25 protein-coding genes and 1 tRNA gene are annotated in these 26684 nt (G+C 70.4%); 11 read left to right on the forward strand and 15 right to left on the reverse strand.

The window, feature by feature from the left end:
* The 3 genes from QZ433_RS14240 to QZ433_RS14250 all read right to left on the reverse strand — a co-directional run.
* Positions 1–400: SDR family NAD(P)-dependent oxidoreductase (locus tag QZ433_RS14240; RefSeq protein WP_295784706.1), on the reverse strand; the 400-nt coding region annotated here is incomplete at its 3' end.
* Between the two features lie 4 nt (positions 401–404).
* A complete protein-coding gene (locus QZ433_RS14245) occupies positions 405–1883 on the reverse strand; it encodes an NAD-dependent succinate-semialdehyde dehydrogenase (protein WP_295784708.1) in 1479 nt (492 codons plus the stop codon).
* A complete protein-coding gene (locus QZ433_RS14250; RefSeq protein WP_295784709.1) occupies positions 1880–2809 on the reverse strand; it encodes an NAD(P)-dependent oxidoreductase in 930 nt (309 codons plus the stop codon). Before QZ433_RS14250 ends, QZ433_RS14245 begins: the two co-directional genes overlap by 4 nt.
* A gap of 154 nt (positions 2810–2963) precedes the next feature.
* Here QZ433_RS14250 and QZ433_RS14255 point away from each other — a divergent pair, with 154 nt between their 5' ends.
* The 6 genes from QZ433_RS14255 to fae all read left to right on the forward strand — a co-directional run bounded on the left by QZ433_RS14255 (position 2964) and on the right by fae (position 7923).
* Entirely contained in the window at positions 2964–3830 is an 867-nt protein-coding gene (locus tag QZ433_RS14255) for an IclR family transcriptional regulator (RefSeq protein WP_295784711.1), read from the forward strand.
* 103 nt (positions 3831–3933) lie between these two features.
* Positions 3934–4599 (forward strand): ABC transporter permease, encoded by a 666-nt coding sequence (locus QZ433_RS14260; protein ID WP_136588013.1) that lies wholly within the window; start codon positions 3934–3936, stop codon positions 4597–4599.
* Entirely contained in the window at positions 4592–5626 is a 1035-nt protein-coding gene (locus QZ433_RS14265; RefSeq protein WP_295784712.1) for an ABC transporter ATP-binding protein, read from the forward strand. The genes QZ433_RS14260 and QZ433_RS14265 overlap by 8 nt, the downstream gene beginning before the upstream one ends.
* The gene (locus QZ433_RS14270; protein ID WP_295784714.1) at positions 5623–6417 is read left to right on the forward strand and encodes an ABC transporter permease; all 795 of its coding nucleotides are present in this window, start codon (positions 5623–5625) and stop codon (positions 6415–6417) included. Before QZ433_RS14265 ends, QZ433_RS14270 begins: the two co-directional genes overlap by 4 nt.
* Positions 6418–6469: 52 nt before the next feature.
* Complete coding sequence (locus QZ433_RS14275; protein ID WP_295784716.1) at positions 6470–7414, forward strand: glycine betaine ABC transporter substrate-binding protein; 945 nt, start codon at positions 6470–6472, stop codon at positions 7412–7414.
* On the forward strand, positions 7414–7923 hold the full coding sequence (gene fae, locus QZ433_RS14280; protein ID WP_116536701.1) for a formaldehyde-activating enzyme: 510 nt from the start codon (positions 7414–7416) through the stop codon (positions 7921–7923). Before QZ433_RS14275 ends, fae begins: the two co-directional genes overlap by 1 nt.
* Before the next feature lie 105 nt (positions 7924–8028).
* On the opposite strand, the gene QZ433_RS14285 is transcribed toward fae, so the two are convergent.
* Positions 8029–9021, reverse strand: coding sequence for a helix-turn-helix domain-containing protein (locus tag QZ433_RS14285; protein WP_295784749.1), 993 nt, complete (start codon positions 9019–9021; stop codon positions 8029–8031).
* A gap of 87 nt (positions 9022–9108) precedes the next feature.
* Between QZ433_RS14285 and QZ433_RS14290 the strand changes: the two genes are divergently transcribed.
* Positions 9109–9393, forward strand: a complete 285-nt coding sequence (locus tag QZ433_RS14290) for a hypothetical protein (RefSeq protein WP_295784719.1) — start codon at positions 9109–9111, stop codon at positions 9391–9393.
* Here QZ433_RS14290 and QZ433_RS14295 read toward each other — a convergent pair.
* The 4 genes from QZ433_RS14295 to QZ433_RS14310 form a co-directional block, all read right to left on the reverse strand.
* The gene (locus QZ433_RS14295; protein ID WP_295784720.1) at positions 9363–10694 is read right to left on the reverse strand and encodes a glycosyltransferase; all 1332 of its coding nucleotides are present in this window, start codon (positions 10692–10694) and stop codon (positions 9363–9365) included. The two genes, QZ433_RS14290 and QZ433_RS14295, sit on opposite strands and share 31 nt — an antisense overlap.
* A gap of 4 nt (positions 10695–10698) precedes the next feature.
* Positions 10699–11955, reverse strand: coding sequence for a glycosyltransferase (locus QZ433_RS14300; RefSeq protein WP_295784722.1), 1257 nt, complete (start codon positions 11953–11955; stop codon positions 10699–10701).
* A gap of 132 nt (positions 11956–12087) precedes the next feature.
* Positions 12088–14253 (reverse strand): ABC transporter ATP-binding protein, encoded by a 2166-nt coding sequence (locus QZ433_RS14305; RefSeq protein ID WP_295784724.1) that lies wholly within the window; start codon positions 14251–14253, stop codon positions 12088–12090.
* Positions 14250–15977: an ABC transporter ATP-binding protein gene (locus tag QZ433_RS14310; protein WP_295784725.1), complete on the reverse strand. Its 1728-nt coding sequence runs from the start codon at positions 15975–15977 to the stop codon at positions 14250–14252. The genes QZ433_RS14305 and QZ433_RS14310 overlap by 4 nt, the downstream gene beginning before the upstream one ends.
* 162 nt (positions 15978–16139) lie before the next feature.
* On the opposite strand from QZ433_RS14310, the gene QZ433_RS14315 reads away from it, so the two are divergent.
* The gene (locus tag QZ433_RS14315) at positions 16140–16733 is read left to right on the forward strand and encodes a hypothetical protein (RefSeq protein WP_295784728.1); all 594 of its coding nucleotides are present in this window, start codon (positions 16140–16142) and stop codon (positions 16731–16733) included.
* A 27-nt stretch (positions 16734–16760) separates the two neighbouring features.
* Here QZ433_RS14315 and QZ433_RS14320 read toward each other — a convergent pair whose 3' ends face one another.
* From QZ433_RS14320 to QZ433_RS14340, 5 genes are all read right to left on the reverse strand, one after another.
* A complete protein-coding gene (locus tag QZ433_RS14320) occupies positions 16761–17195 on the reverse strand; it encodes a MerR family transcriptional regulator (RefSeq protein WP_295784731.1) in 435 nt (144 codons plus the stop codon).
* A 91-nt stretch (positions 17196–17286) separates the two neighbouring features.
* Positions 17287–18267, reverse strand: coding sequence for a DnaJ C-terminal domain-containing protein (locus QZ433_RS14325; protein ID WP_295784732.1), 981 nt, complete (start codon positions 18265–18267; stop codon positions 17287–17289).
* A gap of 11 nt (positions 18268–18278) precedes the next feature.
* Positions 18279–18881 (reverse strand): nucleotide exchange factor GrpE, encoded by a 603-nt coding sequence (locus tag QZ433_RS14330; protein WP_295784735.1) that lies wholly within the window; start codon positions 18879–18881, stop codon positions 18279–18281.
* Positions 18882–18890: 9 nt separating this feature from the next.
* Positions 18891–20765: a molecular chaperone DnaK gene (gene dnaK, locus QZ433_RS14335; protein ID WP_295784737.1), complete on the reverse strand. Its 1875-nt coding sequence runs from the start codon at positions 20763–20765 to the stop codon at positions 18891–18893.
* Positions 20766–20976: 211 nt separating this feature from the next.
* A complete protein-coding gene (locus QZ433_RS14340) occupies positions 20977–22716 on the reverse strand; it encodes a DEAD/DEAH box helicase (RefSeq protein ID WP_295784739.1) in 1740 nt (579 codons plus the stop codon).
* 128 nt (positions 22717–22844) lie between these two features.
* On the opposite strand from QZ433_RS14340, the gene QZ433_RS14345 reads away from it, so the two are divergent.
* Complete coding sequence (locus tag QZ433_RS14345) at positions 22845–24215, forward strand: MFS transporter (RefSeq protein ID WP_295784741.1); 1371 nt, start codon at positions 22845–22847, stop codon at positions 24213–24215.
* A gap of 79 nt (positions 24216–24294) precedes the next feature.
* On the opposite strand, the gene QZ433_RS14350 is transcribed toward QZ433_RS14345, so the two are convergent.
* Positions 24295–24792 carry a MarR family winged helix-turn-helix transcriptional regulator gene (locus tag QZ433_RS14350; RefSeq protein WP_295784742.1) on the reverse strand — a complete coding sequence of 166 codons (498 nt, stop codon included), beginning with the start codon at positions 24790–24792 and terminating at the stop codon, positions 24295–24297.
* A 109-nt stretch (positions 24793–24901) separates the two neighbouring features.
* Between QZ433_RS14350 and QZ433_RS14355 the strand changes: the two genes are divergently transcribed.
* Positions 24902–25666, forward strand: coding sequence for a hypothetical protein (locus QZ433_RS14355; RefSeq protein ID WP_295784744.1), 765 nt, complete (start codon positions 24902–24904; stop codon positions 25664–25666).
* A gap of 106 nt (positions 25667–25772) precedes the next feature.
* Here the strand turns inward: QZ433_RS14355 and dcd are convergent, their stop codons facing one another.
* Positions 25773–26378 carry a dCTP deaminase gene (gene dcd / locus QZ433_RS14360; protein ID WP_295784747.1) on the reverse strand — a complete coding sequence of 202 codons (606 nt, stop codon included), beginning with the start codon at positions 26376–26378 and terminating at the stop codon, positions 25773–25775.
* Between the two features lie 232 nt (positions 26379–26610).
* On the opposite strand from dcd, the gene QZ433_RS14365 reads away from it, so the two are divergent.
* Positions 26611–26684, forward strand: a tRNA-Gly gene (locus tag QZ433_RS14365).

Genomic DNA, 26684 nt, shown 5'->3' on the forward strand with positions numbered 1-26684 from the left:
CGGCGCGGGCGAAGTCGAAGGCCGCGGTGAGGTTGACCGCGATCATCGGATCCCACTTCGCACGGTCGAAGGCGACGACGTCCTCGCTGAGCAGGTTGATACCGGCCGAGTTGACGAGCACGTCGACACCGCCGAAGCGGTCGACGCAGGCCGTCACGACCCGCTCGGGCTCGCCCGCGGCCGTGATGTCGGACTGCGCGAAGGCGTACTCGCGTCCGTGCGCCTCGATCAGTCGGGCCGTCTCGCCGTCGTCGTCGGCGAGCGAGGGGACGAACACGTTCGCTCCGGCCGCGGCGAGCGCGACCGAGAACGCGCGTCCGAGTCCGCCGTTGCCGCCCGTGACGATCGCGGTGCGACCGGCGAGCGAGAAGAAGTCGGTGGAGAAGTCGGTGATGTCCATGCGGTCAGGCGCTCCGGGCGGCGAAGGGGTCGGCGATGCCGACGTAGACGGTCTCGAGGTATTCGTGGATGCCCTCGGCTCCGCCCTCGCGGCCCAGGCCCGACTGCTTGACGCCGCCGAAGGGCGCGGCGGGGTTCGACACGACGCCGGCGTTCAGACCCAGCATCCCCGTCTCGAGGCGCTCCGCCAGACGCAGGCCCCGATCGAGGTCGCGCGTGTAGGCGAAGCAGACCAGGCCGAACTCGGTGTCGTTGGCGAGGCGGACCGCCTCGTCCTCGTCGCGGAAGGTGAGGATCGGGGCGACGGGGCCGAAGATCTCCTCGCGCAGGATGTCGGCGTCGGCGGGCACGTCGACCAGGACGGTCGGCTGGTAGAAGTAGCCGGGCCCGGGGATCGCGCTTCCGCCGACCGCGACGCGGGCGCCCTGGGCGACCGCGCCCTCGACGAGCGAGGCGACCTTGTCGCGCGTGGCGGCGTCGACGAGCGGCCCCACCGTCGAGGAGGGGTCGGTGCCGCGCGCGGGGACGAACGCGCCGATGCGGGCCGCGAAGCGCTCGGTGAACTCCGCGGCCACGGACTCGTGCACGAGGAAGCGGTTCGCGGCGACGCACGCCTCGCCGCCGTTGCGCATCTTCGCCAGCACGGCGCCGTCGACGGCGGCATCCAGGTCCGCATCCTCGAAGACGAGGAAGGGCGCGTTCCCGCCGAGCTCCATCGACACGCGCAGCACCTGGGCGGCCGAGTCGGCGATCAGGCGCTGCCCGACACCGGTCGAGCCGGTGAACGAGAGCTTGCGCAGCCGCGGGTCCTGCACGAGCGGGCCGGTGACGGCTCCGGCATGGGTGGTGGGGATGACGTTCAGCACGCCGTCCGGCAGCCCCGCCTCGCGCAGCACCTCGGTGAGCAGCAGCGCCGTGAGGGGGGTGAGGGCGGCGGGCTTGAGCACCATCGTGCAGCCCGCCGCGATCGCCGGGGCGATCTTGCGCGTGGCCATCGCGAGGGGGAAATTCCACGGCGTGATGAAGAGGCACGGACCCACGGGGCGTTGCACCACGAGCAGGCGGTTGCGACCGTCGGGGGCGACGGAGTACCGACCCGAGATGCGCGGGGCCTCCTCGCTGAACCAGCGCAGGAACTCCGCGCCGTAGGCGACCTCGCCCCGCGCCTCGGCAAGGGGCTTGCCCATCTCGAGGGTCATGGCGAGAGCGAAGTCCTCGGCGCGGGCGGTGACGAGGTCGAACGCCCGGCGCAGGATCTCGGCGCGCTCGCGCGGCGCGGTGCGCCCCCACGACTCCTGCGCGCGGTGGGCGGCGGCCAGGGCGGCATCGCCGTCTTCGACGCTCGCGTCGGCGACGGTGGCGAGCACGTCGCCCGTGGACGGGTCGATCACGTCGAAGCGGTCCCCGGTGGATGCCGGGTGCCAGGCGCCGTCGATGAAGAGGTCGGTGGGCAGCCCGGCGACGAAGGCGCGCTCGTCGGTCATCGTGCGACCCCCGCGGTCGCCTGGGCGCGGCGCAGCGGCTCGCCGAGCAGGTCCTCGTACAGGCGGAAGGGCGCCATCTCGCCCGCGCGCTCACCGTACATGGCCTTGGCGCGGCGGAACTGCTGGTCGACGAGGCCCGAGAGCTCGTACGGCATCCCGACCGAACGGGCCAGGTCGCTCGACAGCCCGAGGTCCTTGCAGGCGAGGGCCAGGGCGAAGCCCTCGTCGTAGTCGCCGTGGTCGAGGATCGACAGCACGTCGTGCTCGACGAAGTTGCTGTTGGCGGGGCTGGCGACCAGGGCGCGGCGCAGTACCTCGAGGTCGACCCCGGCCTTGACGCCGACCGAGAGCACCTCGGCGGTGGCGATGAGGTGCGAGAACCACAGCTGGTTGATCATGAGCTTGACCGCGTAGCCGGCGCCGTGGCCGCCGACGTGCAGGATGCGCTCGGGCTCGCCCATGGCCTCGAACACCTCGCGCAGGCGCTCGACGTCGTCGGCCTCGCCGCCGATGAAGATCTGAAGGGTGCCGTTGGCCGCACCGACCGACATGCCGCTGACGGGCGCGTCGAGCACGCGCAGGTCGGGACGGTCGGCGCGGGCGCGCTCGGCCACCTCGGGCACCGAGGTCGACATGTCGACCCACGTGCCACCCGCGGGGAGGGCGTCGAGCAGGCCGTCGGGGCCGCGCAGCACCTGGTCGACGTGGCGGGGGGTGGGCAGCATCGTGATGACCAGGTCGGAGCGGGATGCCACCTCGGCGGCGGTGTCGACCCAGACGGCGCCGCGCGAGACGGCGTCGGCCGCGGCCTCGGGGCGGACGTCGGTGACGACCAGGGGGAAGCCGGAGGCCTGCAGGTTGCGGGTCATTCCGCTGCCCATGCTGCCCAGGCCGATGAATCCGACGGTGAGTGTGCGCTTCGTCACGGGACCAGTCCTTGAGATCGTGGATCGGGGGCGGTGCGCTCCTGCGGCTCTCGTCTTCGAGCCCGCCAGTGGCGACCGCAGGGCCACGATAGAGGCAGGATGCCGTGTGAGCATCCCTTGATGTGAATATGGCAACGAGCTAGGGTTCCGGTCCATGACAGATGCCACGGCGACCCCGCGTCGCAACTCCTCGGGCCTGGCCCGCGACGTCGAGATCCTCGAGATCCTCGGCTCCGCCGAAGCGGTCGCCGCCGGCGGGCTCGGTGTGTCGAGGGTCGCGCAGATCACGGGACGCGACAAGGCTGTCGTCTCGCGCACGCTCGCGACCCTAGGCGACGCGGGTCTCGTCGATCGCGACGACAACACCCTCGCGTACCGACTGGGGGCGCGCCTGTACGCCCTCGCCGCCCTCACCGTCGAGAGCACCCTCACCCGCGAGTCCCAGCCGATCCTGCGCCGGGTCGCGCAGCGCGCGCGTGAGACGACGCACCTGTGCGTGCTGCGCGGCGGCAACGTGCTCACCATCGCCAGCGAGCTGAGCCCGCACGAGTTCCGCACGACCGGGTGGGAGGGGATCACCACCGCCGCCTGGCGGACCCCCTCGGGCCGCGTGCTGCTCAGCGACTGGGACGACGACTCCCTCACCCGCTGGTACGCCGAGCACGGCCAGGATCAGGCGATCGTGGGCCCGGTGCCCCCGCACGCCGCGGGATTCTCGGTGCTGCCGAGCCCGCCCGCCGACCGGCAGGTGGTCTCCGACCTCGAGAGCCTCCGCGCCGAGCTCGCCCGCATCCGGGCGAACGGCTACGCCCTGCTCGACGAGGAGCTCGAACTCGGCGTCGTCGGCGCGAGCGCCCCGGTGCGTGATTTCACGGGCCGCATCGTCGCCGCCCTCAACGTCAGCGCCCCCAAGACCCGCATCGGCGACCGCCTCGACGCCCTCGCCCGGTTCGTGGCATCCAGCGCCAAAGACCTCTCACGGGCCGTGGGCTTCGACGCGATCACCTCCGGATCGCATTAATTGCCATATGCGCAACATCAGTTGAGGATAAGAACCCCCCAGCCGTACAGTCAGCCGCAGCCGTGAACCGCGGCCCATCTCGATGAGGAGAGGAGTGCGACGCATGTCCGACTTCGACCTCGGCGGACTCTTCACCTTCTGGGGCCGCCGCAGCGACGACATCGCCGAACTCGTGCTCCAGCACGTCGCCGTCGTCGTGCTGAGCATCGCCATCGCCGCCGTCATCGGCATCGCGATCGGCATCGCCGTGTGGAACCGCCCGGTCTCGCGCTCGGTCACGATCGCCGCCGCGGGCGTCGCCCTGACCATCCCGTCGCTGGCCCTGCTGGCCCTGCTGACCCCGGTGCTCGGACTCGGGTGGACGCCCACGGTGTTCTCGCTCGTGTTCTACTCGCTGCTGCCGATCGTGCGGAACACCGTCGTGGGGCTGCGCGAGGTCCCGCCCGCCATCATGGAATCCGCCAAGGGCATGGGCATGTCGCCCGCGCGGATCCTGCTGTCGGTGCAGCTGCCGATCGCCTGGCCCATCATCCTCACCGGCGTCCGCGTCGCCGCGCAGCTGACCGTCGGCATCGCCGCCATCGCGGCCTACGTCGCCGGGCCGGGCCTCGGCCAGTTCATCTTCATGGGACTGTCGTCGCTCGGTTCGCGCAACGCCCTCAACTTCGCGCTCACCGGAACGCTCGGCGTCATCGTCCTGGCGCTGCTCCTGGATGCCGCCTTCGTCTTCATCACCCGCGTCACCACCTCAAGGGGGCTCCGTGTCTGACACCACCACCACTTCCCGATCGGCCGCCGCGAGCGACTCCTCGGGGGTCGGTATCCGCCTCGACGGAGTGACCAAGGTCTACCCCGGTCAGCCCACCCCCGCGGTCGACGCCTTCTCGATGACCGTCGAGCCGGGCGAGCTCATCATGTTCGTCGGGCCCTCGGGCTGCGGCAAGACCACGACCATGAAGATGATCAACCGCATCATCGAGCCCACCTCGGGCACCATCTCGATCGACGGTCGCGACGTGCTCTCGCTCGATCCCAACGAGCTGCGCCGGCACATCGGCTACGTCATCCAGCAGATCGGCCTGTTCCCGCACATGACGATCGGCGAGAACATCGCCGTGGTCCCGAAGCTCCTCGGCTGGTCGAAGAAGCGCACCGCCGACCGCGTCGAGGAGCTTCTCGAAACCGTTCAGCTCAGCGGCGACTTCGCCCAGCGCTACCCGCGGCAGCTCTCGGGGGGCCAGCAGCAGCGCGTCGGCGTCGCACGCGCCCTCGCCGCCGATCCGCCCGTCATGCTGATGGACGAGCCGTTCGGTGCGACCGACCCCATCACCCGCGAGCGTCTGCAGGCCGAGTTCCTACGCCTGCAGGAGTCGATCGGCAAGACGATCATCTTCGTCACCCACGACTTCGACGAGGCCATCCGCCTGGGAGACCGCATCGCGGTGCTGTCCGAGCGCAGCCGCATCGAGCAGTTCGACACCCCCGCGGCGATCCTGGCCGCTCCGGCCAACGACTACGTGCGCTCGTTCATCGGTCAGGGTGCGGCCCTCAAGCGCCTCGCGTTGATCCCCGTCGGCGAGGCCCCCCTCGGTCCGGTGACGGATGCCGGAGCCGTCGCCGTCTCGGTCGCCGACAACCTGCGCGACGCCCTCGACCTGCTCGTGCTGAGCGGCTCGCCGACGGTCGCCGTCGTCGACCGCGACGGGCGAGCCCTCGGTTCCCTCACGATGGAGCGCATCTCGGCGGCCCTGGGCGTCGAGGTCGCCGACATCTCCCGTCCGGGCGGCGCGCGATGACCACCGTCACCACCGAGACGCAGAGCATCGGCGCCGCGCGCGTGGCGGCCACGCGCCGTCAGCGCGGCGGACGTCGACTGTGGAAGCGCTTCGTCACCCCCGCGGTGGTCGTCGTGCTGCTCCTCGCGCTGTACCTGTGGGTGTCGTCGCTGCCGCTCGACTCGATCGAGCAGCGCACGCTCAACGCCGACTACCTGTTCCTGCGCATCGGCGAGCACCTCAGCCTCACGGTGGCGGCGTCGGCGCTGGTCGCGGTGCTCGCCATCCCGGTCGGCATCCTGCTCGCGAAGACCCCGTCCCGCACGGTCAAGGCGATCGTGCTCGCGCTGGCGAACATCGGCCAGGCGACACCGGCGGTCGGTGTGGTGATCCTGCTCGCGATCATCTGGCAGACCGGGTACACCACCGCCCTCGTGGCCCTCGTGATCTACGCCTTCCTGCCGGTGCTGCGCAACACCATGATCGGCATCGAGCAGGTCGACGGGGCGATCCGCGAGTCGGCGCGCGGCATGGGCATGACGCCCGTGCAGGTGCTCGCCCGCATCGAACTGCCCCTCGCCGTGCCCGTGATCCTCGCGGGCCTGCGCACCGCGCTGGTGTTCTGCGTCGGCGTCGCCACCATCGCCACCTTCATCAACGCCGGCGGCCTCGGCGACATGATCGTCAACGGCCTCAAGCTGCAGCGCTACCCCGTGCTCGTCACCGGCGCCGTGCTCGTGGCCTGCATCGCTCTGCTCATCGACTGGATCGCCGGCGTCGCCGAAGACCTGCTCACCCCCAAGGGCATCTGAGCTCCCACCGTCCCCGCATCACCCACCGCACTCACCACCCTTAGGAGACACAATGAAGCGTCGTCCGCTTCTCTCGCTGACCGCCGTCGCGGCCCTCGGCGTCCTGGCCCTCACCGCCTGTTCGGGCGGCTCCTCCGGCTCCGGCTCCGCCGCCGGCGGCAGCGACGAGCTCGCCGGGCTCACCGGGCAGATCGGCTCGAAGGACTTCTCCGAGCAGTACATCCTGGCCCACATCACCACGCAGCTCCTCAACGCCCGCGGGGCGGACGTCGAGGCCAACACCAAGCTCGTCGGCTCGGCCAACGTGCGTCAGGCTCTCGAGAACGACGAGTTCCTCGGGTACTGGGAGTACACCGGTACCTCGTGGATCACGTACAACGGCAACACCGCGCCCGTGCCCGGCGCCGAGGCGCAGTTCACCGCCACGAAGGAGGCCGATGCGGCGAAGGGCATCGCGTGGCTCGACCCGGCTCCCCTCAACAACACCTACGCCTTCGCGATCCGCGCCGACAAGGCCGAGGAGTTGGGCGTGAAGACCCTCTCCGACGTCGCCAAGCTCCCCGCGAACGAGCAGACCTTCTGCATCGAGAGCGAGTTCTCCACCCGTGACGACGGCTGGCCGGGCTTGAAGACCGCGTACGGCTTGAACGTCCCCGACTCCAATGTCGCCCTGCTCGACACCGGTGTGATCTACACCGCGACGCAGAAGGGCGACGACTGCAACTTCGGCGAGGTCTTCCAGACCGACGGGCGCATCCCCGCGCTCGACCTCGTCGTGCTCGAGGACGACAAGGAGTTCTTCCCCGTCTACCAGGGCGCCTTCACCCTCAAGCAGTCGACGCTCGAGAAGTACCCGGCGATCGCCGACGTGATCGCCGAGATCTCGCCGCTGCTGACCACCGAGGAGATGCAGAAGCTGAACGCCCTCGTCGACGTCGACGGCGAAGACCCCGAGGACGTCGCCACCGACTGGCTCACGGAGCAGGGTCTCATCTGATGGCCGTCGACGTGCAGATCGGCGAGAGCTTCGTCGGGGAGGGCGCGCACGCCGCGCACATCAACACGGTGCTCGGGCATCGCGACGGTCCCGCCGGCACGGCCTGGGCGACCGCCCTCGCGACGCCGAGCGCGGGGCACGTGCCGTTCGTCGCGGTGCTGCGTCCGTCCCTGCCCGTCAAGCCGCTGACCCTCTTCGTCACCAAGTCGGCGCCCGAGAGCGATGCCCACGGGCTGCTGATCTGGGGTCCGGCGCAGGCCGGGGTGGCATCCGGGATCGCCGATGCCGTCGCAGACGGCGAGATCCCCGCCGACTGGGCCGACACGCACGCGGTCATCGCCGCGGTGTGGGTCAACCCGGCCGCCACCGACGCGGAGCAGATCTACCGCAACAACCGCCAGGCCGCCCGCGAGGCGATCCGTAACGGCGCCCGTTCGCTGCCCGCGACCGAGGACGTGCTCGCCGCGCGCACCGCGCCGTCGAATCCGTTCTTCACCCCCGCGTCCTGACGCCCCCGCGAACGGCCCCGCCCCCTTTCGGGCGGGGCCGTTCCGCATGCGCCGCTACCGCGCGGGTTCGGGGACGGCACCGCACCCGGCGACGCCCCGCGCCCGTCAGACCGGGACCGCCTCGGGAGCGGGAGCGGATGCCGCTTCCCCCACGCACGAGAAGCGCGAGCGATACGCGGTCGGCGTCAGCCCCATCGTCCGGGCGAAGTTCTGGCGCAGCACCGCCGCCGACCCGAAACCGCACTCCGCGGCGATCCGGTCAAGGCCGAGGTCGGTCTCCTCGAGCAGGCGCTGGGCGTGCAACAGGCGCTGCCGCGCGAGCCAGGCCGCGGGCGTCGCACCCAGGTCGGCCTTGAACCGCCGAGCGAAGGTGCGCGGCGACATGTGCGCGCGCGCCGCCAGCCGGTCGACCGAGAGTTCGGCATCCAGGTTCTGCAGCATCCATTCCGTCACCGGCGCCAGCGACAGCGAGGTGTCGACCGGCAGCGGGGACGCGATGAACTGCGCCTGCCCCCCGTCGCGCTGGGGCGCGACGACCATGCGGCGCGCGATGCGATTGGTCAGCTCGGAGCCGAGTTCCTGGCGCAGCAGGTGCAGGCAGGCGTCGAGTCCCGCGGCGGTTCCGGCGCTCGTGATGATGTTGCCGGACTGCACGTACAGCACGTCGGGGTCGACCTCGATGCGCGGGTACATCCGCGCGAGCGTATCGGCGTATCGCCAGTGCGTCGTCGCCCGCTTGCCGTCGAGCACCCCGGAAGCCGCGATGACGAACGACCCGCTGCACACGCTCAGCAACCACGCACCGCGCGCGTGCGCGGCGCGGACCACTTCGAGCACGCGCTCGTCGACGCTCCCCCACTGCGCGCGGGGGATCGGCGCGAGCACGAGGATGTCGACGTCGGCGGCCGCCTCGAGACCGTCCTCGACGTTGATCGAGAAGCCGATGTTGGACGGCACCGCTCCGGGCTCGGGTGCCACGATGCGGAAGTCGAAATTCGGGATGCCGTCGTCGCTGCGATCCAGGCCGAAGGCCTCGCACGCGAGACCGAACTCGAACGGGGCGAACCCCGGCTGGACGACGACGGCGACCGAGCGCATGCGCACCTCCGGTGTGGCAGGAAGAGAACGAACGGTGTCCATCATGCCACTCGCGGGCATGAATCGCACACACGTAGTTTTTCTGCCATGGCTTACTTCATCGCCCTCGGCGTGCTGTCCCTCGCCGGCATCGTCGGCACCGCCTGGCTCATCCGCACCGACGGGTACGGCCGCATCCCGACCGATCCGACGCGCACGCCACAGCGCGAGCGCGCGGAACCGGCACCCGCGGTGACGCCCAGCGCCCGTCCCGCCGCCCGCGAAGCGACGCCCGACGCGATTCCGGCGGCACGCGCGGCGAAGCGCGGGGAGGGCCGACATGTCACGAGGACGGCGACCCGTCAGCGGCCGGCGGCGACCGCCCGCTCGTAGACCGCGGTCATCGCCGCCGTGCGGGAGGATTGGCGGAACCGCTCGGCGATCGTCTGATCGGGCGCGACCGGGGTGCCGGCGGAGATGTCGGATGCCGCGCGGCGCAGCGCTTCGGCGAGGGCGGGGATCGTGGCATCCGTCACCGTCCAGGTGCCCGAGCTCAGCTCGGCGGCGATGTCGGGATCGCTGACCACCGCCGGGGTTCCCAGCGAGGCCGCCTCGAAGACCGTCATGCCCTGCGTCTCGAAACCGATCGAGGTCTGCACGACCGCGTCGGCGTCGGCCAGGCGGCGGAGGGTCTCGGCGTAGGGCAGACGACCCGCGAAGGTCACCGTCGCCGTCGGTGACGACCGCTCGACGAGTCGGCGCGCGGCGCGCAACTGGGCCCCTCCGCCGACGATCTCGACCTCGGCGTCGACGCCCGACGCGACGACCGCCTCGAGGAAGGGCAGCAGGCGTTTCTCGGGGCTCATGCGCCCGATCCAGATGAAGCGCGGTCGCCCCGGTCGGCGTGTCGGCGCGTCGGTGCCGAGGGCCGCGTCGAGCACGTCGTCGTCGATCCCGTTCCAGATCACGTCGACCTTCTCGGCCACGCCGTGCGTCTCGAGGCGGCGCGCGAAATGGCTCGACGGCGCGGTCACCGCGCGCGAGAGGCGTGCCAGCTGACGCAGGAACGCCCAGCCGTCCGCCGCGCGGTCGGACACCGTTGCGCGGTCGGACGACGCCACGGAAGGCGGACCTTCGCGCCGATCTCGGAGGAGTGAGCCCGAATCATCCGAGTTTCGCGCGCTTCTGCGAGTTTCGGCACCGCCGCTCGCGCCGCGCACGGAACCCCCGGTCGCGCCGCCGCGCGGGAGCGCGCGGCGGGCCCACGCGTTGAGCACGCGCAGCACGAGAGCGGGGAACGGCGCCGTCGCCTCGATACCCACGTCGACGCGATTGTGCATGGTGTGCACGACCGGCAGGCCGTGACGTGCGGCGTAGCGGTGCCCGATGAACGCGCCCCAGAAGTCGGCCTGCACGTGCACGACGTCGACGGGCAGACGGGCGCCCATCTCGGCGTCGAGGAACCGGTCCGTTCGGGCGCCCGGCCAGGTGAGGGCGTACTCGCGATCGGGGGTGAGGGCGAGCGAGGGCAGATCGAGATAGGCCGGATCGTGCGGGGCGGGGCGATGCAGGCGGGGGGCGACGACGGTGACGACGTGTCCGGCGCGCTCGAGGAACCGCTTCTGCAGACGCATCGACACCTGTGCGCCGCCGAGCGACTCGAGGTGCTGGTCGGCGAACATCAGCACGTGCACGCGATTACTCCGGCAGCGGGCGACCGCGGTACAGCGCTTCGAACGTGTCGAGGGTACGGGTGATGTCGTGCACCGCGACGGCGTCGAGCGACGCCTGCTGCATGCGCCGTCGCTCTTCGGGGCCCGCGGTCAGGACGTCGGTCAGCCGTGCGGCGAGCTCGTCGGCGTCGCCCGGGGTGAACAGGTAGCCGTTCTCGCCCTCGTGCACGAGGTGGGGCAGCGCCACGGCGTTCGCGGCGACGATCGGAAGACCGGATGCCATCGCCTCCATCGTGGCGATGGACTGCAGCTCGGCGATCGAGGCGATCGCGAAGACGCTCGCGCGCGAGTACAGGTCGCGGAGGTCGTCGTCGGAGGCGTGTCCGTGGAAGGTCACCCGACCCGCGACCCCGAGCTGCTGCGCGAGGGCCTCGAGCTTCGCTCGCTGGTCGCCGCCGCCGACGATGTCGAAGGTGACGTCGAGGGCGGGGTCGAGCTGCGACAGGGCCCGCAGGACGACATCGATGTGCTTCTCGGTCGTCAGGCGCCCCACGAAGAGGATGCGATTGGCGTCGCGCGGGGTGAGGTCGGGGCGGTAGTTCGACCGGTCGATCCCGCACGAGATGGGGATGACGCCGTCGATGTCGATCGTCGACTCGAGGAAGTCGGCGGCCTTGCGCGTCGGGGTCGTGACGGCGCGCGTCATCTTGAACGTGCGCTCGGCGTCGGCCCACGCGAGCTTGACGAAGATGCGGTCGAGCCAGTCGGGCAGCGTCGTGAAGTCGAGGATGTTCTCGGCCATCACGTGATTGGTGGCGACGACCGGGATGCCGCGCTTGCGCGCCTCGCGCGCCAGACCCCGACCGATGACGATGTGCGACTGGATGTGCACGACGTCGGGTTTGACCTCGTCGAGCACGATGCGGGCGTAGTGCTTAGACCGCCACGGCAGGACGTAGGTGATCCAGTCGTGCGGCAGGAAGCGGAACGCCGGAAGTCGGTGCAGCATCATCGGCTGCCCCTCGATCGTCTCGATCGCGGTGCCCGCGTTGCCGTGCCCGACGCTCGGGGCGGCGACGTGCACGTCGTGGCCGCGCGCCACGAGGCCGGCGGCGAGGCGCTCGGCGAAGCGGGCGGCCCCGTTGACGTGGGGGAGGAAGGTGTCGGCGCCGATGAGGATCCGGAGCGGGCGGTCGGCGGCGGCGGGGGTCTCGCGAGAAGCCGGGGCGGCGTCCGCCGAAGCGGGCGCGGACGGGTCGGCGGGCGTCGCAGGAGTGGTCACGTGTGGTGAGGCCTATCTGTGCGGCGGGCGGTTCGCGCGGTGCGGGTGGTGCGCCCGTCCACTGTACCTGAGCGGATTTCCGCGTCCCGGGGTCCGCTCACAGGGTGAAACCGTGGCGAACCATCGGCCCCGTCAGGACCGTCCGTCGCCCACCGGCGCCCCCTGCGAGGGACGCGGCGGGCCATCGGCGCCTGCCGCCGCGGGGATCTCGGATGCCGCCGCCGCGAACGCCGAGACCACCTCGGCGTCATCGGACGCCGGCGCCTGCCGCCCGCCACCGTCGGGTCGAGAATCGGCCTGGGTCGGGTCGAGGTCGGAGGCCGCCTGCTCGAACTGCGAACGATAGAGGCGGTAGTACGCCCCCTCGGCGGCGATCAGCTCGTCGTGGGAACCCTTCTCGACGATGTCGCCGTGCTCCATCACCAGGATCAGGTCGGCGTCGCGGATGGTCGAGAGCCGGTGCGCGATGACGAACGACGTCCGCCCCTCGCGCAGCGCCGCCATCGCCTGCTGCAGCAGGAGTTCGGTGCGGGTGTCGACCGACGAGGTGGCCTCGTCGAGGATCAGCACCGACGGCTGCGCCACGAAGGCCCGGGCGATGGTGATGAGCTGCTTCTCACCCGCCGAGACGTTCGCGGCGTCTTCGTCGAGCACGGTGTCGTAGCCCTCGGGCAGCGAGTGCACGAACTGGTCGACGCGGGTCGCGACCGCGGCGGCGACGATCTCGTCGTCAGTGGCGCTCTCGCGGCCGTAGCGGATGTTCTCGCGGATCGTCCCCGCGAACAGCCACGGGTCCTGCAGCACCATGCCGGTGCGCGAGCGCACGTCGTCGCGGCGCAGGTCGGCGATGTCCTGCCCGTCGAGCAGGATCCGGCCGCCGTCGAGCTCGTAGAACCGCATGATCAGGTTGACCAGCGTGGTCTTGCCGGCTCCCGTCGGGCCGACGATCGCGACGGTCTGCCCGGGCTCGACGCGGAACGACAGGTCCGTGATGAGCGGCCGCTCCGGGGTGTACGCGAAGCGCACGTTCTCGAACTCGATGACGCCCCGACCGTCGACGTGGGCGGGCGCATCGGCCGCGTCGGCCTCCTGCTCGTCGGCGTCGAGGAGCGCGAACACCCGCTCCGCCGAGGCGGTGCCCGACTGCACGACGGCCGCCATGCCGCCCAGCTGCGACAGCGGCTGGGTGAACTGCTGCGAGTACTGGATGAACGCCTGGACGTCGCCGAGGCGGATCTGCCCGCCCGCCACCATGAGCCCGCCGAGCACCGCGATGCCGACGTAGGTGAGGTTCCCGACGAACATCATTCCCGGCATGATCATGCCGCTGAGGAACTGAGCCTTGAAGCTGGCCTGGAACAGCTCTTCGTTCTCGACCTCGAACTTCTCGCGCGCGTCCTTCTCGCGCCCGTACACCTTGACCAGGGCGTGGCCCGAGAACGACTCCTCGACACGCGCGTTGAGGCGGCCGACCTTCTTCCACTGCTCGCCGAAGGCCTTCTGCGACTGCGGCCCGATGACCCCGAAGATCACGGCCATGAGCGGCAACGAGACGAGAGCGACGAGGGCGAGCTGCCACGAGATGGTGAACATCATGATGAGCACGCCCACCACGGTCAGCACCGAGGTCAGGGCGCTCGAGAGCGACTGCTGCATCGTCTGCGTGATGTTGTCGATGTCGTTGGTGACGCGCGAGATGAGCTCGCCGCGCTGCACCCGATCGAAGTACGACAGCGGCAGACGGTTGATCTTGGCCTCGACGTCCTCGCGCAGGCGCCACATCGTGCGGACCATGATGACGTTGATGACGTAGCCCTGGATCCACGACAGCAGCGATGAGGCGACGTAGATGGCCAGCACGGTCACCACCACTCCCCGGAGCGCGTCGAAGTCGACGCCCGCGCCGACGGCGAAGGTGTTCATCGCCCCGACGATGTTGGCGATGTCGTTCTGGCCCGCCGCGCGGAGGGCCTCGACGACCTGCGTTTGAGAGGTGCCCGCGGGGAACTGCTCGGCGAGGCCCTTCGAGACGACTCCCTCGAAGATGATGTTGGTCGCCTCGCCCAGCACCTTGGGCGCGAGCACCGCGAGGACGACGCCGAGGGCGCCCGCGAGCGAGACCAGGCCGAAGGCCCAGGCGTAGGGCCGCAGCAGACCGATCAGCCGGCGGAAGCTGGCTCCGAAGTTCGCCGCCTTGCCCGGGGCCACGCTGTCCCAACTGCCCGAGGTGACCCGGGCCTGCTCGGCGAGCTCGAGTTCGGCGCGATCCTCTTCGGTGAGCGTGTCGGTGGTGCTCATGCCTCGACTCCCAGCTGCGATTCGACGATCTCGCGGTAGGTGCTGCTGGTCGCCAGCAGCTCGTCGTGCGTGCCGACGCCGGCCATGCGGCCGTCCTCGAGCACGACGATGCGATCGGCGCCGGTGATCGTCGACACGCGTTGGGCGACGACGATCTTGGTGACGTCCGGCAACTCCTTCCACAGGGCCTGACGCAGGCGCGCATCGGTGCTGAGGTCGAGGGCCGAGAACGAGTCGTCGAACACGAGCACCGCCGGGCGATGCACGATCGCGCGCGCGATCGCGAGGCGCTGACGCTGGCCACCTGAGACGTTGGTACCGCCCTGCGCGATCCGCCCCTCGAGCCGACCGTCCATCGCCTCCACGAAATCGCGTCCCTGAGCGATCTCGAGGGCGTGCCACAGCTCGTCGTCGGTGGCCTCTTCGCGACCGAATCGCAGGTTGGACGCCACGGTGCCGCTGAACAGGAACGGCCGCTGGGGGACGAGGCCGAGCCCCTTCCACAGCACGTCGAGATCGGCCTCGCGGACGTCGACCCCGCCGACGCGCACCGCGCCCGCCGTGACGTCGAAGAGCCGCGGGATGAGCGAGACGAGCGTCGTCTTTCCGGCACCGGTGGAACCGACGATCGCCACGGTCTCGCCGGGGCGGGCCGTGAAGCTGATTCCCGAGACCACGGGCGACTCGGCACCGGGGTACGCGAACGCCACGTCGTCGAACTCGACCGTGCCGGGGGCCGGGAGCTGCGCCACCGGGTTCTGCGGACGGGTGAGGGTGGAGTGGCTATCGAGCACTTCTCCGATGCGCTCGGCCGACACCGCGGCGCGCGGGATCATGACCGTCATGAAGCTCGCCATGAGCACGCCGCCGAGGATCTGCGCGACGTACTGGATGAAGGCGAAGAGCGTCCCGATCTCGACGCCTCCGGCATCCACCTGAATCCCCCCGAACCAGATGACGCCCACCACCGTCACGTTCAGCACGAGCATCGCCAGCGGGAAGAGCAGCACGAAGAGGGAGCCGACCTTGCGGCCGACCACGAGGATGTCGGTGTTCGCCTCGCGGAACCGCTCTTCTTCGATGCGCTCGCGAACGAAAGCGCGCACCACGCGCACCCCGGTCAACTGCTCGCGCATCACGCGGTTCACGGCGTCGAGCTTGGTCTGGTAGCTGCGGAACAACGGAACCATGCGGGCGATGATCAGCCCGGCGATGATCACCAGCGTTGGAACGGCGACCGCGATCAGCCAGCTCAACCCGACGTCCTGCTGGAGCGCCATGATGACGCCGCCGATGGCGAGCAGGGGCGCGCTGACGAGCATGGTGGCGCCCATCATCGCGAGCATCTGCACCTGCTGGACGTCGTTGGTGTTGCGGGTGATGAGCGACCCCGCGCCGAACTGCGACAGCTCGCGCTCCGAGAACCCGCTCACCCGCTCGAACACGTCGCGACGGATGTCACGGCCCGCCGACATCGCCGCACGCGCGGCGAAGTACGTCGCGATGACGGATGCCACGATCTGACCGAGCGAGATGACGAGCATGAGGCCGCCGCGCGACCAGATATAGCCAGTGTCGCCGCGGGCGACGCCGAGGTTGATGATGTCGGCGTTGAGGCGCGGGAGGTACAAGGTCGCGACCGCGGACGCGGTCTGGAACAGGAGGATGGCGACCAGCAACCAGCGGTAGCGCGAGAGGTAGCGGATGAGGAGTCTGCCGAGCACGAGGCCCTCCGAGGAGTTCGACCGCGGCCGGGATGACCGCAGGTTTCAGCCTGGCACTAACCTCTGACACCGGCGACCCCCTGACGCACGGGAGCGTTCTCTCGTCGCGAACGCCGGGGGCCGGCATCCCTCGTCCCCGGACCGGATCGTAGGCTGTGACGCATGTCCCGACTGCAGGCCGACGCCCCCGCCGACCTCTGGGTGCCCGTCACGGGCTCCCTCGGATTCCGCGGCCGCCGCCATCGCAAGGCCGCCATCGGGATGCTGCTGAGCCAGGCGCATCGGGCGACCGGCGCCGCTCCGCGCCCCGGCGGCGGGGCCTTCGCATGGATCCTCAGCCAGGCGGCCCCGCTGCTCATGCGTCGCGCCGGCGGGCGGGTGCTGGTGTGGGTGTGGAAGAGCGACCCCGAACTGCTGGTCGTCATGGCGCAGCTGCAACAGGCGACGTCGCAGCTGCGCGCCGCCCGCGCGATGATGCCGATGGAATACGACGACACGGAGTCGTTCCGCGACCCGCACCTCGGCGTCGGCGAGAAGCTCGCGATGCCGCTCCCGACCGACCCGAAGACACCCCCGTTCGCGACCTACACGTGGGACACCGGCTCGCACTTCGTCACCGTCACCGCCGTGTGCGCCGACCGAGAGCGCTTCGGCACCGTGATCGGCGCGGTGGACGACATCGCCCGCACGCTGCGCGTCGTCGACGACCTGCAGGTGGGCGAGGCGCCGACGGTACTGCGCATCGATCCGGCCTGAAGCGGCACGGATAGCGCGCCGGCGCGATCAGTCGTGCGGGCCCAGCGGACGCCAGAGCACGATGTCGGTCGCGCGTCGCACGCGCGCACCGTGGCGCAGCGTCACGACCGAGCCGGTCGCCCCGGCCGCGAACACGCGAGCACCGGGCCGCGACTCCCGCTCGGCCGAGAGCTGACGCTCGAGGTCGTTGACCCGGCGTGCGAGCTCGTGCACGCGCTCCTCGAGGGCGAGCAGCCGGGCGATCGCCGGGAGGCTCATGCCCTCGCCCGACAGACGCGCCACCTCGCGCAACTGCTGCACGTGACGGCTGGAGTACCGGCGTGACCCGCCCTGCGTCCGGGCGGGGACCACGAGTCCCAACCGGTCGTACTGCCGCAGGGTCTGCGGGTGCATGTTCGACAGTTCCGCGGCGGCGGCGATGGCGAAGATCGGGGCGTCTTCGTCGATCTCTCTCTCGGACACGTCTTCACCTCTTTCGTCGTGCCGGTCGCGTCACCGGGTTCCCGGCATCCTTTCGTATCGGATGCCGGGAACCCCGGCGACGCGCATATGTTTACCGCGCCTTCGACATCAGGTCGGCGCGGGGGTTCTCTTTCGGCTCGAGCGCCTGGAAGCGCTCGAGGGCTTCGCGAGCGGCGTCGTCGAGGTGGGCGGGCACCGCGACCTGCACCTCGGCGAGCAGATCACCGTGGCCCTTGGTCGTCTCGATGCCGCGTCCCTTGACGCGCAGCACGCGGCCCGACGGCGTGCCCGGGGCGACGCGCAGCCGCACCGCGTCGCCGCCGAGGGTGGGGACCTCGATCGTCGCGCCGAGGGCCGCCTCGGTAAAGGTCACCGGGACCGTGACGCGCAGGTTGAGTCCGTCGCGGGTGAACACCGGGTGAGGACGCACCGCGACCGTCACGACGATGTCGCCGCTCTCGCCGCCGTCGGGAGACGGGCGTCCCCGACCCCGCAGGCGGATCTTCTGCCCGTCCGAGACGCCGGCGGGGATCTTCACCTTGAAGGGCACGTTGTCCTCGCCCTGGAGGGTGATGGTCTCGCCCTTGGCCGCGGTGACGAAGTCGATCGTCGTGCGGGCCGTGACATCGGCGCCCTTCTGCGGACCACCGAAGCCGCGGAACCCGCCGGTCGTCTGACCGAAGCGTCCCGACCCGAAGCCGCCGCCCTGTTGGTCGAACATCGAGAAGAAGTCGTCGAACCCGCCCGACGGGGCCTGCCGGCCCTGACCGAAGCGGCTGAAGACGTCGTCGAAGCCGCCCCCGGCCCCGGCCCCGGGAGCCGAGAAGCGCGCCCCCGAGCCCATGGCCCGGATCTGGTCGTACTCCTCGCGCTGCTCGGGATCGTTGAGCACCGAATAGGCCTCGCTGATCTCCTTGAACTTCGCCTCGGCCTTCGCGTCACCCGGGTTCGAGTCGGGGTGGTACTGGCGCGCGAGCTTGCGATACGTCTTCTTCAGATCGGCAGCGCTGACGCTCTTGTCGACACCGAGGACCTTGTAGAAGTCCTTGTCGAACCAGTCCTGACTCGCCATGGGTCCTCCTCTTAGGCCGGGACCGCGACGACGACCTTGGCCGGTCGCAGCTCGACCGAGCCCAGTCGGTAGCCGACCTCGACGACCTCGAGGATCGTCGTCTCGGTCGCGCCGGGCGTCGGGGCCTGGAAGATCGCCTCGTGCTGCTGCGGGTCGAAGACGTCGCCGACGGCGCCGTACGACACCACGCCCAGACGCTCGGCCACGGCGCGCACCTTGTCGCCGATCGCGGCGAGGGGGCTGCCCTCCACGAGGTCTCCGTGCTTGGCCGCGCGGTCGAGATCGTCCATGACGGGCAGCAGACCCTTGACGGCCTCGCCCTTCGCCCGCTCGATCTCGCGCTCGCGCTGCTCCTCGGTGCGCCGACGGTAGTTGGCGTACTCGGCCTGCAGACGCTTGAGGTCGATCAGCAGCGAGGCCTCACGGTCGGAACCGGCGTCTTCGGCTGCGGCCTCGGGCGTCTGCTCCGCGCCGAGGATGTCGTCGATGGTCAGGCCATCGGCATCCGGGGCCTGCTCTCCCGACGGCGCGGGGCCGGAGGTGTTCTCCTCCGGCCCCGTCTCGTCAGGACCGGCGCCCGAGCCCGTGGGCTGTTCGTCGTCCTTGTGTGCCATGTTCTCTGCTTACTTCTTGTTCTCGTCGGGGTTCTCGTCGTCGACGACCTCGGCGTCGATGACGTCTTCCTCGGGGTTCGGCGTCTCGCCGTTGCCCGGCTGACCCACGTTGGGATCGGCCTGCTCGCCCGCGGCCTGCGACGAGGCGTAGATCGCCTCACCGAGCTTGCCCTGGCTGGCGTTCAGCTTGTCGAACGCGGTCTTGACCGCGTCGTCGTCGTCACCGGCGAGAGCCGTCTTGAGCGCGTCGACGTCGCCCTGCACCTCGGTCTTGACCTCGGCGGGGAGCTTGTCCTCGTTCTCCTTGATGAGCTTCTCGATCGAGTACGAGAGGGTCTCGGCCTGGTTGCGGGTCTCGGCGGACTCGCGGCGCTTCTTGTCCTCCGCGGCGTTCTCCTCGGCCTCGCGCACCATGCGTTCGATGTCCTCCTTGGGCAGCGACGAGCCACCCGTGATGGTCATCGACTGCTCCTTGCCGGTGCCCTTGTCCTTCGCCGACACGTGGACGATGCCGTTCGCGTCGATGTCGAAGGTGACCTCGACCTGCGGGATGCCACGGGGAGCCGGGGCGATGCCGGTGAGCTCGAAGGTGCCGAGCGGCTTGTTGTCGCGCGTGAACTCGCGCTCGCCCTGGAAGACCTGGATCGCGACCGACGGCTGGTTGTCGTCGGCGGTGGTGAAGGTCTCGCTGCGCTTGGTCGGGATGGCCGTGTTGCGCTCGATGAGCTTGGTCATGATGCCGCCCTTGGTCTCGATACCGAGGCTCAGGGGGGTGACGTCGATGAGCAGGACGTCCTTGCGCTCGCCCTTGAGGACACCGGCCTGCAGGGCTGCACCCACGGCCACGACCTCGTCGGGGTTCACACCCTTGTTGGCATCCTTACCGGTCTCCTTCTTGACCAGCTCGGCGACCGCGGGCATGCGGGTCGAGCCGCCGACGAGCACCACGTGCGCGATGTCGTCGACCTTGACGCCGGCCTCGCGGATGACGTCCGAGAAGGGCTTGCGGGTGCGGTCGAGGAGGTCCTTGGTGAGGTCCTCGAACTTGGCGCGGGTGAGGGTCTCGCTGAGCGAGACGGGGCCCGAGTCGGTGAGCGACAGGTAGGGCAGGTTGATCGAGGTCGAGGTCGAGCTCGACAGCTCCTTCTTGGCCTGCTCGGCCGCTTCCTTCAGACGCTGCAGGGCGATCTTGTCGCCCGAGACGTCGACACCGGTCGTGTCCTTGAACTGCTTGATGAGGTAGTCGACGACGCGCTGGTCCCAGTCGTCTCCACCGAGGCGGTTGTCACCGGAGGTGGCGCGCACCTGGATGGTCGAGAAGTCGTCGTCCTTGCCCACCTCGAGCAGCGAGACGTCGAAGGTACCGCCACCGAGGTCGAAGACCAGGATGAGCTCGTCTTCCTTGCCCTTGTCGAGGCCGTACGCGAGAGCGGCGGCGGTGGGCTCGTTGATGATGCGCAGCACGTTGAGGCCCGCGATCTCACCGGCCTCCTTGGTGGCCTGACGCTCGGCGTCGTTGAAGTAGGCGGGGACCGTGATGACCGCGTCGGTCACGCTGTCGCCCAGGTACTCCTCGGCGTCGCGCTTGAGCTTCTGCAGGATGCGGGCCGAGATCTCCTGCGGCGTCCACTTCTTGCCGTCGACGTCGAAGCTCCAGGTGGTGCCCATGTGGCGCTTGACGCTCGAGATGGTGCGGTCGACGTTGGTGACGGCCTGGCGCTTGGCGGTCTCGCCGACGAGCACCTCGCCGTCCTTGGTGTAGGCGACGACCGAGGGGGTCGTGCGGAAACCCTCGGCGTTGGCGATGACCTTGGGCTCGCCACCCTCGAGCACGCTCACGACGGAGTTGGTCGTACCGAGGTCGATTCCCACTGCACGGGGCATATGTGTCTCCTTGCTTGTGAGCGCGGCCGTTGCCGCACTCGGGGTTCTGGTGAAAGTCTCTGCGCGGGTTGAGCCGCGATGACTCAAGGTTATCGAACGCCCGCACGGAGGTCAAGGCGACTTGATATGAATCGGCTCAACTTCCGGATGCCGAGACGACGACACCCCCGCGACCCGAGGGTCGGCGGGGGCGTCGGAGGGATGCCGGGACTCAGTCGCGATCGCGATCGCGGCGCTGCGGCCGGTCGCTGCGCTTGGCCGAGCGGCCGCCCTGGTCGAGGCGCAGGTCGATGAGCTGTCCCGAGATGCGCGTGTCGGCGAGGCGGTCGATGGTGTCGCGCGAGAGATCGGCCGGAAGCTCGACCAGCGAGAAGTCCTGGCGGATCTGGATGGCACCGAAGTCGTTGCGGCGCAGGCCGCCCTCGTTGGCCAGGGCGCCGACGATCTGGCGGGGTTCGACGCGCTGACGGCGACCGACGGCGATGCGGTAGGTCGCGAAGCGTCCGCCACCGCCGCGACGGTCGCCCCGGTCGCCGCCGTCGCGGGCGGGACGATCGCGGTCGCGGTCGAACCGCTGCTGTTGGATCGTCTCCTCTTCGAGCAGGAGCGGGGTGTCGCCCTGCGCGACCACCGCGAGGGCCGCGGCCACGTCGGCCTCGGGCACGTCGTGGTGCTCGACGTAATGCGCCACCACGTCGCGGAAGGTCGCGATCGCGGCGGTGTCCTCGAGCGCCGCGGTGATCGCGTCGTCGAAGCGGGTGAGGCGCGTGGCGTTGACGTCGTCGACGCTGGGCAGCGACATCTCGGTCAGCGGCTGCCGCGTGGCCTTCTCGATGGCGGTGAGCATGCGGCGCTCGCGCGGGGTGACGAAGCTGATCGCGTCGCCCGTGCGGCCGGCGCGACCGGTGCGGCCGATGCGGTGCACGTAGGACTCGGTGTCGATCGGCAGGTCGTAGTTGACCACGTGGCTGATGCGCTCGACGTCGAGACCGCGCGCCGCGACGTCGGTCGCGACGAGGATGTCCAGCTTGCCGGACTTGAGCTGGTTGACCGTGCGCTCGCGCTGCACCTGGGCGATGTCGCCGTTGATCGCGGCGGCGGTGTAGCCGCGGGCGCGCAGCTTCTCGGCGACCGTCTCGGTCTCGTTCTTCGTGCGGGTGAAGACGATCATGCCCTCGAAGTTCTCGACCTCGAGGATGCGCGTGAGCGCGTCGATCTTCTGCTGGTACGACACCACGAGGTAGCGCTGCGTGATGTTCGCCGAGGTCGTGGTCTTGGTCTTGACCGTGATCTCTTCGGGGTCGTTGAGGTACTGCGCCGAGATGCGGCGGATCTGCGCCGGCATGGTCGCCGAGAACAGCGCGACCTGCTTGGTCGAGGGGGTGTCGGCGAGGATCGTCTCGACGTCCTCGGCGAAGCCCATCTTCAGCATCTCGTCGGCCTCGTCGAGCACGAGGAACTTCAGCTCGCTCAGGTCGAGCGTGCCCTTGTCGAGGTGGTCCATGATGCGGCCGGGGGTTCCGACGATGACGTCGACGCCGCGGCGCAGGGCCGACAGCTGCTGGCCGTAGCCCTGTCCGCCGTAGACGGGCAGAACCGAGACGCCCTTGATGTGGGCGGCGTACTTCTCGAACGCCTCGCAGACCTGCAGCGCGAGCTCGCGCGTGGGGGCCAGAACGAGGGCCTGGGGGTTCTTGTGGCCGGTCTCCATCTGCGAGAGGACCGGCAGTGCGAACGCTGCGGTCTTCCCCGTTCCGGTCTGCGCCAGACCCACGACGTCGCGCCCCTGCAGAAGGACGGGGATCGTGGCGGCCTGGATGGCCGAAGGGGTCTCGTAGCCGACGTCCTTGAGGGCCTTGAGCACAGCGGCATCCAGTCCCAGATCGGCGAAAGTGAGCTTTTCGGGGGTGGTGTCCGCCTCGGCGGAGGGGACGGGGGTTTCGGATGCCATGACTCCACGGTAGTCTGCTCCGCCTGTGAGCGAGAGCCGGGGTCTACCCTGAACCCGCGCGCCGACGTCGGCGCACCCGTTTTCGTCGGCCAACCTGGCGTTCACCGAAGGGCTCTATCGTGACCGACATGCCTTCCTCCGGCACCGCCATCGCCCCCGCCGCCGACCGTCGGCCCGTGCTCGCGTGGGCCCTGTGGGACTGGGGTTCGGCCGCGTTCAACGCCGTCGTCACGACCTTCGTCTTCAGCACCTACCTCGGCAGCCGGCTCTTCGTCGACCCCTCGATCGTCGCCGCGGCCGGTGACGACGACAAGAACCCCGCGCTCGTGCGGGCCCTCGCCGACAACGCGAGCCTCGTCGGGATCGCGCTGATGATCGCCGGGATCGTCGTCGCGCTCGTCGCACCGGTGCTCGGCCAGCGCTCCGACGGGACCGGACGACGCAAACTGTGGCTCGGGATCAACACCGGCCTGGTCGTCCTGGCGATGGCGGCGATGGTCTTCGTCGAGGGCACGCCGCCGTATCTGGTGCTGGGGGCCACGCTGCTCGCGGTCGGGAACGTCTTCTTCGAGTTCGCCAGCGTCAACTACTACGCGATGCTGACGCAGGTCTCGACGCGCGAGAACATCGGCCGCGTCTCGGGCTTCGGCTGGGGAATGGGCTACGTCGGCGGCATCGTGCTGCTCCTGCTGCTGCTCGTCCTGTTCATTCAGAGCTTCGGATCCCCGGATGCCGGGGGGCTGCTCGCCGTGACCAAGGACAGCGGCCTGAACATCCGAATCGCCGTGCTCGCGTCCGCGGTGTGGTTCGGCGTGTTCGCGATCCCGGTTCTCGTCCGCGTACCCGAGATCCCGGCGCAGGACCGCCGCGTGCGGGTCGGCTTCTTCCGCTCCTACGCGGTGCTGTGGCGCACGCTGCGATCGCTGTGGCGCGACAGCCGTCCGGTGCTGCTCTTCCTGGCGGCCAGCGCCATCTTCCGGGACGGGCTCGCGGGCGTCTTCACTTTCGGGGCGATCATCGCCGCCCAGGTGTTCGGCTTCACCTCGACCGAGGTGCTCTACTTCGCCGTGGCGGCGAACGTGGTCGCGGGTGTCAGCACGATGATCTCGGGACGCCTCGACGACCGCTTCGGCCCCAAGCGCGTCATCGCCTGGTCGCTCGCGGCGCTGGTGCTGCTGGGCGGATCGATCCTGTTCATCGGGTCGTCGCAGACGGTGTTCTGGTTCGTCAGTCTCGGCCTGAGCGCATTCGTCGGGCCCGTCCAATCGGCCAGTCGGTCGTTCCTGGCCCGCGTCGCCCCCGAGGGGCGCGAGGGCGAGATCTTCGGCCTCTACGCGACGACGGGTCGTGCGGTGTCGTTCCTCGCTCCCGGCCTCTTCGCCCTCTTCGTCGGGCTGACCGGTGACACGCGCCTGGGCATCCTGGGCATCGTCGTGATCCTGCTGGCCGGGCTCGCGCTGCTGCTGCCGGTGAAGACCGAGGCCGCCGTCATCCGCTGACGCGACGTCCGTCGCACGGTCGGGCGCCCGAGGCGCGGCCGGCACCCCGTGCGTCCCGGCGCCGTCGTGAGACCCGACGTCAGTCGCGCGGCCAGGCGTCCGCGAACTTGGCGAGCAGGCGCGCGAACTCGCGGCTCTCGTCCTCGGTGAAGGCGTCGAGGGCGGAGCGGACGGCATCCCGTCGCCTTCCCCGAACTCCCGCGACCAAACCCTCGCCCTCGGGGGTGAGTCGCACGCGCGTGCGGCGGGCGTCGTCGGGGTCGGGCTCCCGCGCGACCAGACCCAGCTGCACGGCCTGCTGCACCAGACGCGAGGCTCGCGGCTGGTCGACGCCGACGGCCTCGGCGATCCCGCTGACGGACAGCACTCCGGATGCCGCGACCAGCGCGTCGAGCATGCGCACCCGCGCGGGACCGCCGAAGCGTCCGTGCGAGGGGTCGGCCCAGGGCGGGCCCGCGTGCCCGCCGTGACCGCGATGGGGATGATGCGGGACCTCGGGCGCGAAGGGAGGGCGGGGTCGTCGCCCGCGCAGCCGCGCGAGGGCCGCGGCGATCTCGTCGGCGGGGTCGGTGGACATGCCCGGAATTTTACATGTCTCTTGACAATGACCCGGAATACATGTCACTGTACATTCGTTGTCAGATGACAAGCATCGGCGGACTGTCCGCCACGAAAGGACACACCTCATGACCACCCCTGAACACGATCCCGGCGCCATCGCCCACCGGCTCACGACCGTCGGGCACGCCCTTCACCACCGCCTGTTCGAACAGCTGCGCGGCAGCGACCTGCACCCCAAGGCGGTCCGCCTGCTCCGCGCGATCGACGGACGCGGCGGTGCTCCTGAACACGCCGACCGCCTCGCGCGCGGCGGCAAAAGACTCGACGCTCTGGTCGCGCGCGGCCTCGCCGTTCGCGACGGCGACGGCTGGCGACTCACCGACGAGGGGCGCGCGATCCTGGATCGCGCGGACGCCGAGCGCTCGGCTCTTCTCGACGGCATCCCCGCCGAGGACCTCGAATCACTGACCCGCACCCTCGACCTGTTGGCCGAGAAGCTCGACGTCGACGACCGTCCGGGTCCCAGAGGACGGGGCTACGGACCCGGCCCGAGGGGCGGGTTCGGCCCGCGCGGCGGCTTCGGCCCGCGGGATGGCTCCGGTCCGCGCGGCGACGATCGCCCCGCATTCGGCCCCAACCTGCACCACGGCTTCCGCGTCGGCGAGCGCCCCGGCCGCGACGGTCGCCCGACTCCTCCCGGATCGGCCGGCCCCGACGCCACCGCCGTCGACGATGCCGCGAACCCGTGCAACCGTGACAGCGACCCTCACGGTCGGCGGGCCGGCCGGCAGCACCGCCACGAGAGCCCGGGACGCGCGGCCCAACGCGCCTTCGAGCGCGGATTCGACGCCGGATTCTCTCGCGGCCGGTCGTCCGCCGCACCGGCGTGAGCCGAGACGGAGACGCCGCCGGATCGGGACATCGCATCCCGTCGGCGGCGTTTCCGCATCGACTCCCGCGCGGCGCGGACCGACCACGTCGAGCGCGTCTCGCGGATCAGCCCCCGAGCGCACCCGCGTCCGTGCTGCCGACGTCGGTGCGGTGGAAGTTCAGCGACGACCGCGAGGCCGTGGGGCCGCGCTGACCCTGGTAACGGTTGCCGTACGGGCCGGAGCCGTAGGGGTTCTCCGCCGGCGACGACAGGCGGAAGTAGCAGACCTGCCCGATCTTCATGCCCGGCCACAGCTTGATGGGGAGCGTCGCGACGTTCGAGAGCTCGAGGGTGACGTGACCCGAGAAGCCCGGGTCGATGAACCCGGCCGTCGAATGCGTGAGCAGCCCCAGTCGGCCGAGCGACGACTTGCCCTCGAGGCGCGCGGCGACGTCGTCGGGCAGCGTCACCCGCTCGAAGGTCGATCCGAGCGCGAACTCGCCCGGGTGCAGGATGAACGGCTCGTCGGGCTCGACCTCGATGAGCCGCGTCAGCTCGGGCTGATCCTCGGCCGGGTCGATGAAGGGGTACTTGTGGTTGTCGAACAGCCGGAAGTACCGATCGAGTCGCACGTCGACGCTCGAGGGCTGCACCATCGCCGGATCGAACGGGTCGAGACCGAGGCGGCCGTCGTCGAGGTGGGCCCGGATGTCGCGATCGGAGAGCAGCACGGGATCAGCCTAGAGGCGGCGCCGGTGGCCACGCCTCCCCGCCTCGCGCCACCCCGGAGCGGGCGAGCCCTCGTGCGTTCCCCCAACGCGGGCGGGTTCGCTGAGACCGCACGCCTTCGCCGAGCCCGCGTGCGCGGGGGCGCATCCGCGTACGGCCTCGTCGAGGGTGTGCGGTCTCGATCCCGGATGCCGAGGGCACCCTGTTATGCTGGCCGGGTTGCCGCAAGGCTCCGGGGCTGTAGTTCAATGGCAGAACTTCTGCTTCCCAAGCAGACAGCGCGGGTTCGATTCCCGTCAGCCCCTCCA

This window comes from uncultured Microbacterium sp., assembly GCF_913776565.1.
In the GTDB taxonomy this organism is placed as follows: domain Bacteria; phylum Actinomycetota; class Actinomycetes; order Actinomycetales; family Microbacteriaceae; genus Microbacterium.

Bases quoted from the DNA above. Each gene is read 5' to 3' on its own strand.
- QZ433_RS14245 (WP_295784708.1), bottom strand. From the start codon at position 1,883: ATGACCGACGAGCGCGCCTTCGTCGCCGGGCTGCCCACCGACCTCTTC.
- QZ433_RS14255 (WP_295784711.1), top strand. From the start codon at position 2,964: ATGACAGATGCCACGGCGACCCCGCGTCGCAACTCCTCGGGCCTGGCC.
- QZ433_RS14260 (WP_136588013.1), top strand. From the start codon at position 3,934: ATGTCCGACTTCGACCTCGGCGGACTCTTCACCTTCTGGGGCCGCCGC.
- QZ433_RS14270 (WP_295784714.1), top strand. From the start codon at position 5,623: ATGACCACCGTCACCACCGAGACGCAGAGCATCGGCGCCGCGCGCGTG.
- QZ433_RS14275 (WP_295784716.1), top strand. From the start codon at position 6,470: ATGAAGCGTCGTCCGCTTCTCTCGCTGACCGCCGTCGCGGCCCTCGGC.
- fae (WP_116536701.1), top strand. From the start codon at position 7,414: ATGGCCGTCGACGTGCAGATCGGCGAGAGCTTCGTCGGGGAGGGCGCG.
- QZ433_RS14285 (WP_295784749.1), bottom strand. From the start codon at position 9,021: ATGCGCTCGGTCGCCGTCGTCGTCCAGCCGGGGTTCGCCCCGTTCGAG.
- QZ433_RS14290 (WP_295784719.1), top strand. From the start codon at position 9,109: ATGGCTTACTTCATCGCCCTCGGCGTGCTGTCCCTCGCCGGCATCGTC.
- QZ433_RS14305 (WP_295784724.1), bottom strand. From the start codon at position 14,253: ATGAGCACCACCGACACGCTCACCGAAGAGGATCGCGCCGAACTCGAG.
- QZ433_RS14315 (WP_295784728.1), top strand. From the start codon at position 16,140: ATGTCCCGACTGCAGGCCGACGCCCCCGCCGACCTCTGGGTGCCCGTC.
- QZ433_RS14325 (WP_295784732.1), bottom strand. From the start codon at position 18,267: ATGGCGAGTCAGGACTGGTTCGACAAGGACTTCTACAAGGTCCTCGGT.
- QZ433_RS14330 (WP_295784735.1), bottom strand. From the start codon at position 18,881: ATGGCACACAAGGACGACGAACAGCCCACGGGCTCGGGCGCCGGTCCT.
- dnaK (WP_295784737.1), bottom strand. From the start codon at position 20,765: ATGCCCCGTGCAGTGGGAATCGACCTCGGTACGACCAACTCCGTCGTG.
- QZ433_RS14340 (WP_295784739.1), bottom strand. From the start codon at position 22,716: ATGGCATCCGAAACCCCCGTCCCCTCCGCCGAGGCGGACACCACCCCC.
- QZ433_RS14345 (WP_295784741.1), top strand. From the start codon at position 22,845: ATGCCTTCCTCCGGCACCGCCATCGCCCCCGCCGCCGACCGTCGGCCC.
- QZ433_RS14350 (WP_295784742.1), bottom strand. From the start codon at position 24,792: ATGTCCACCGACCCCGCCGACGAGATCGCCGCGGCCCTCGCGCGGCTG.
- QZ433_RS14355 (WP_295784744.1), top strand. From the start codon at position 24,902: ATGACCACCCCTGAACACGATCCCGGCGCCATCGCCCACCGGCTCACG.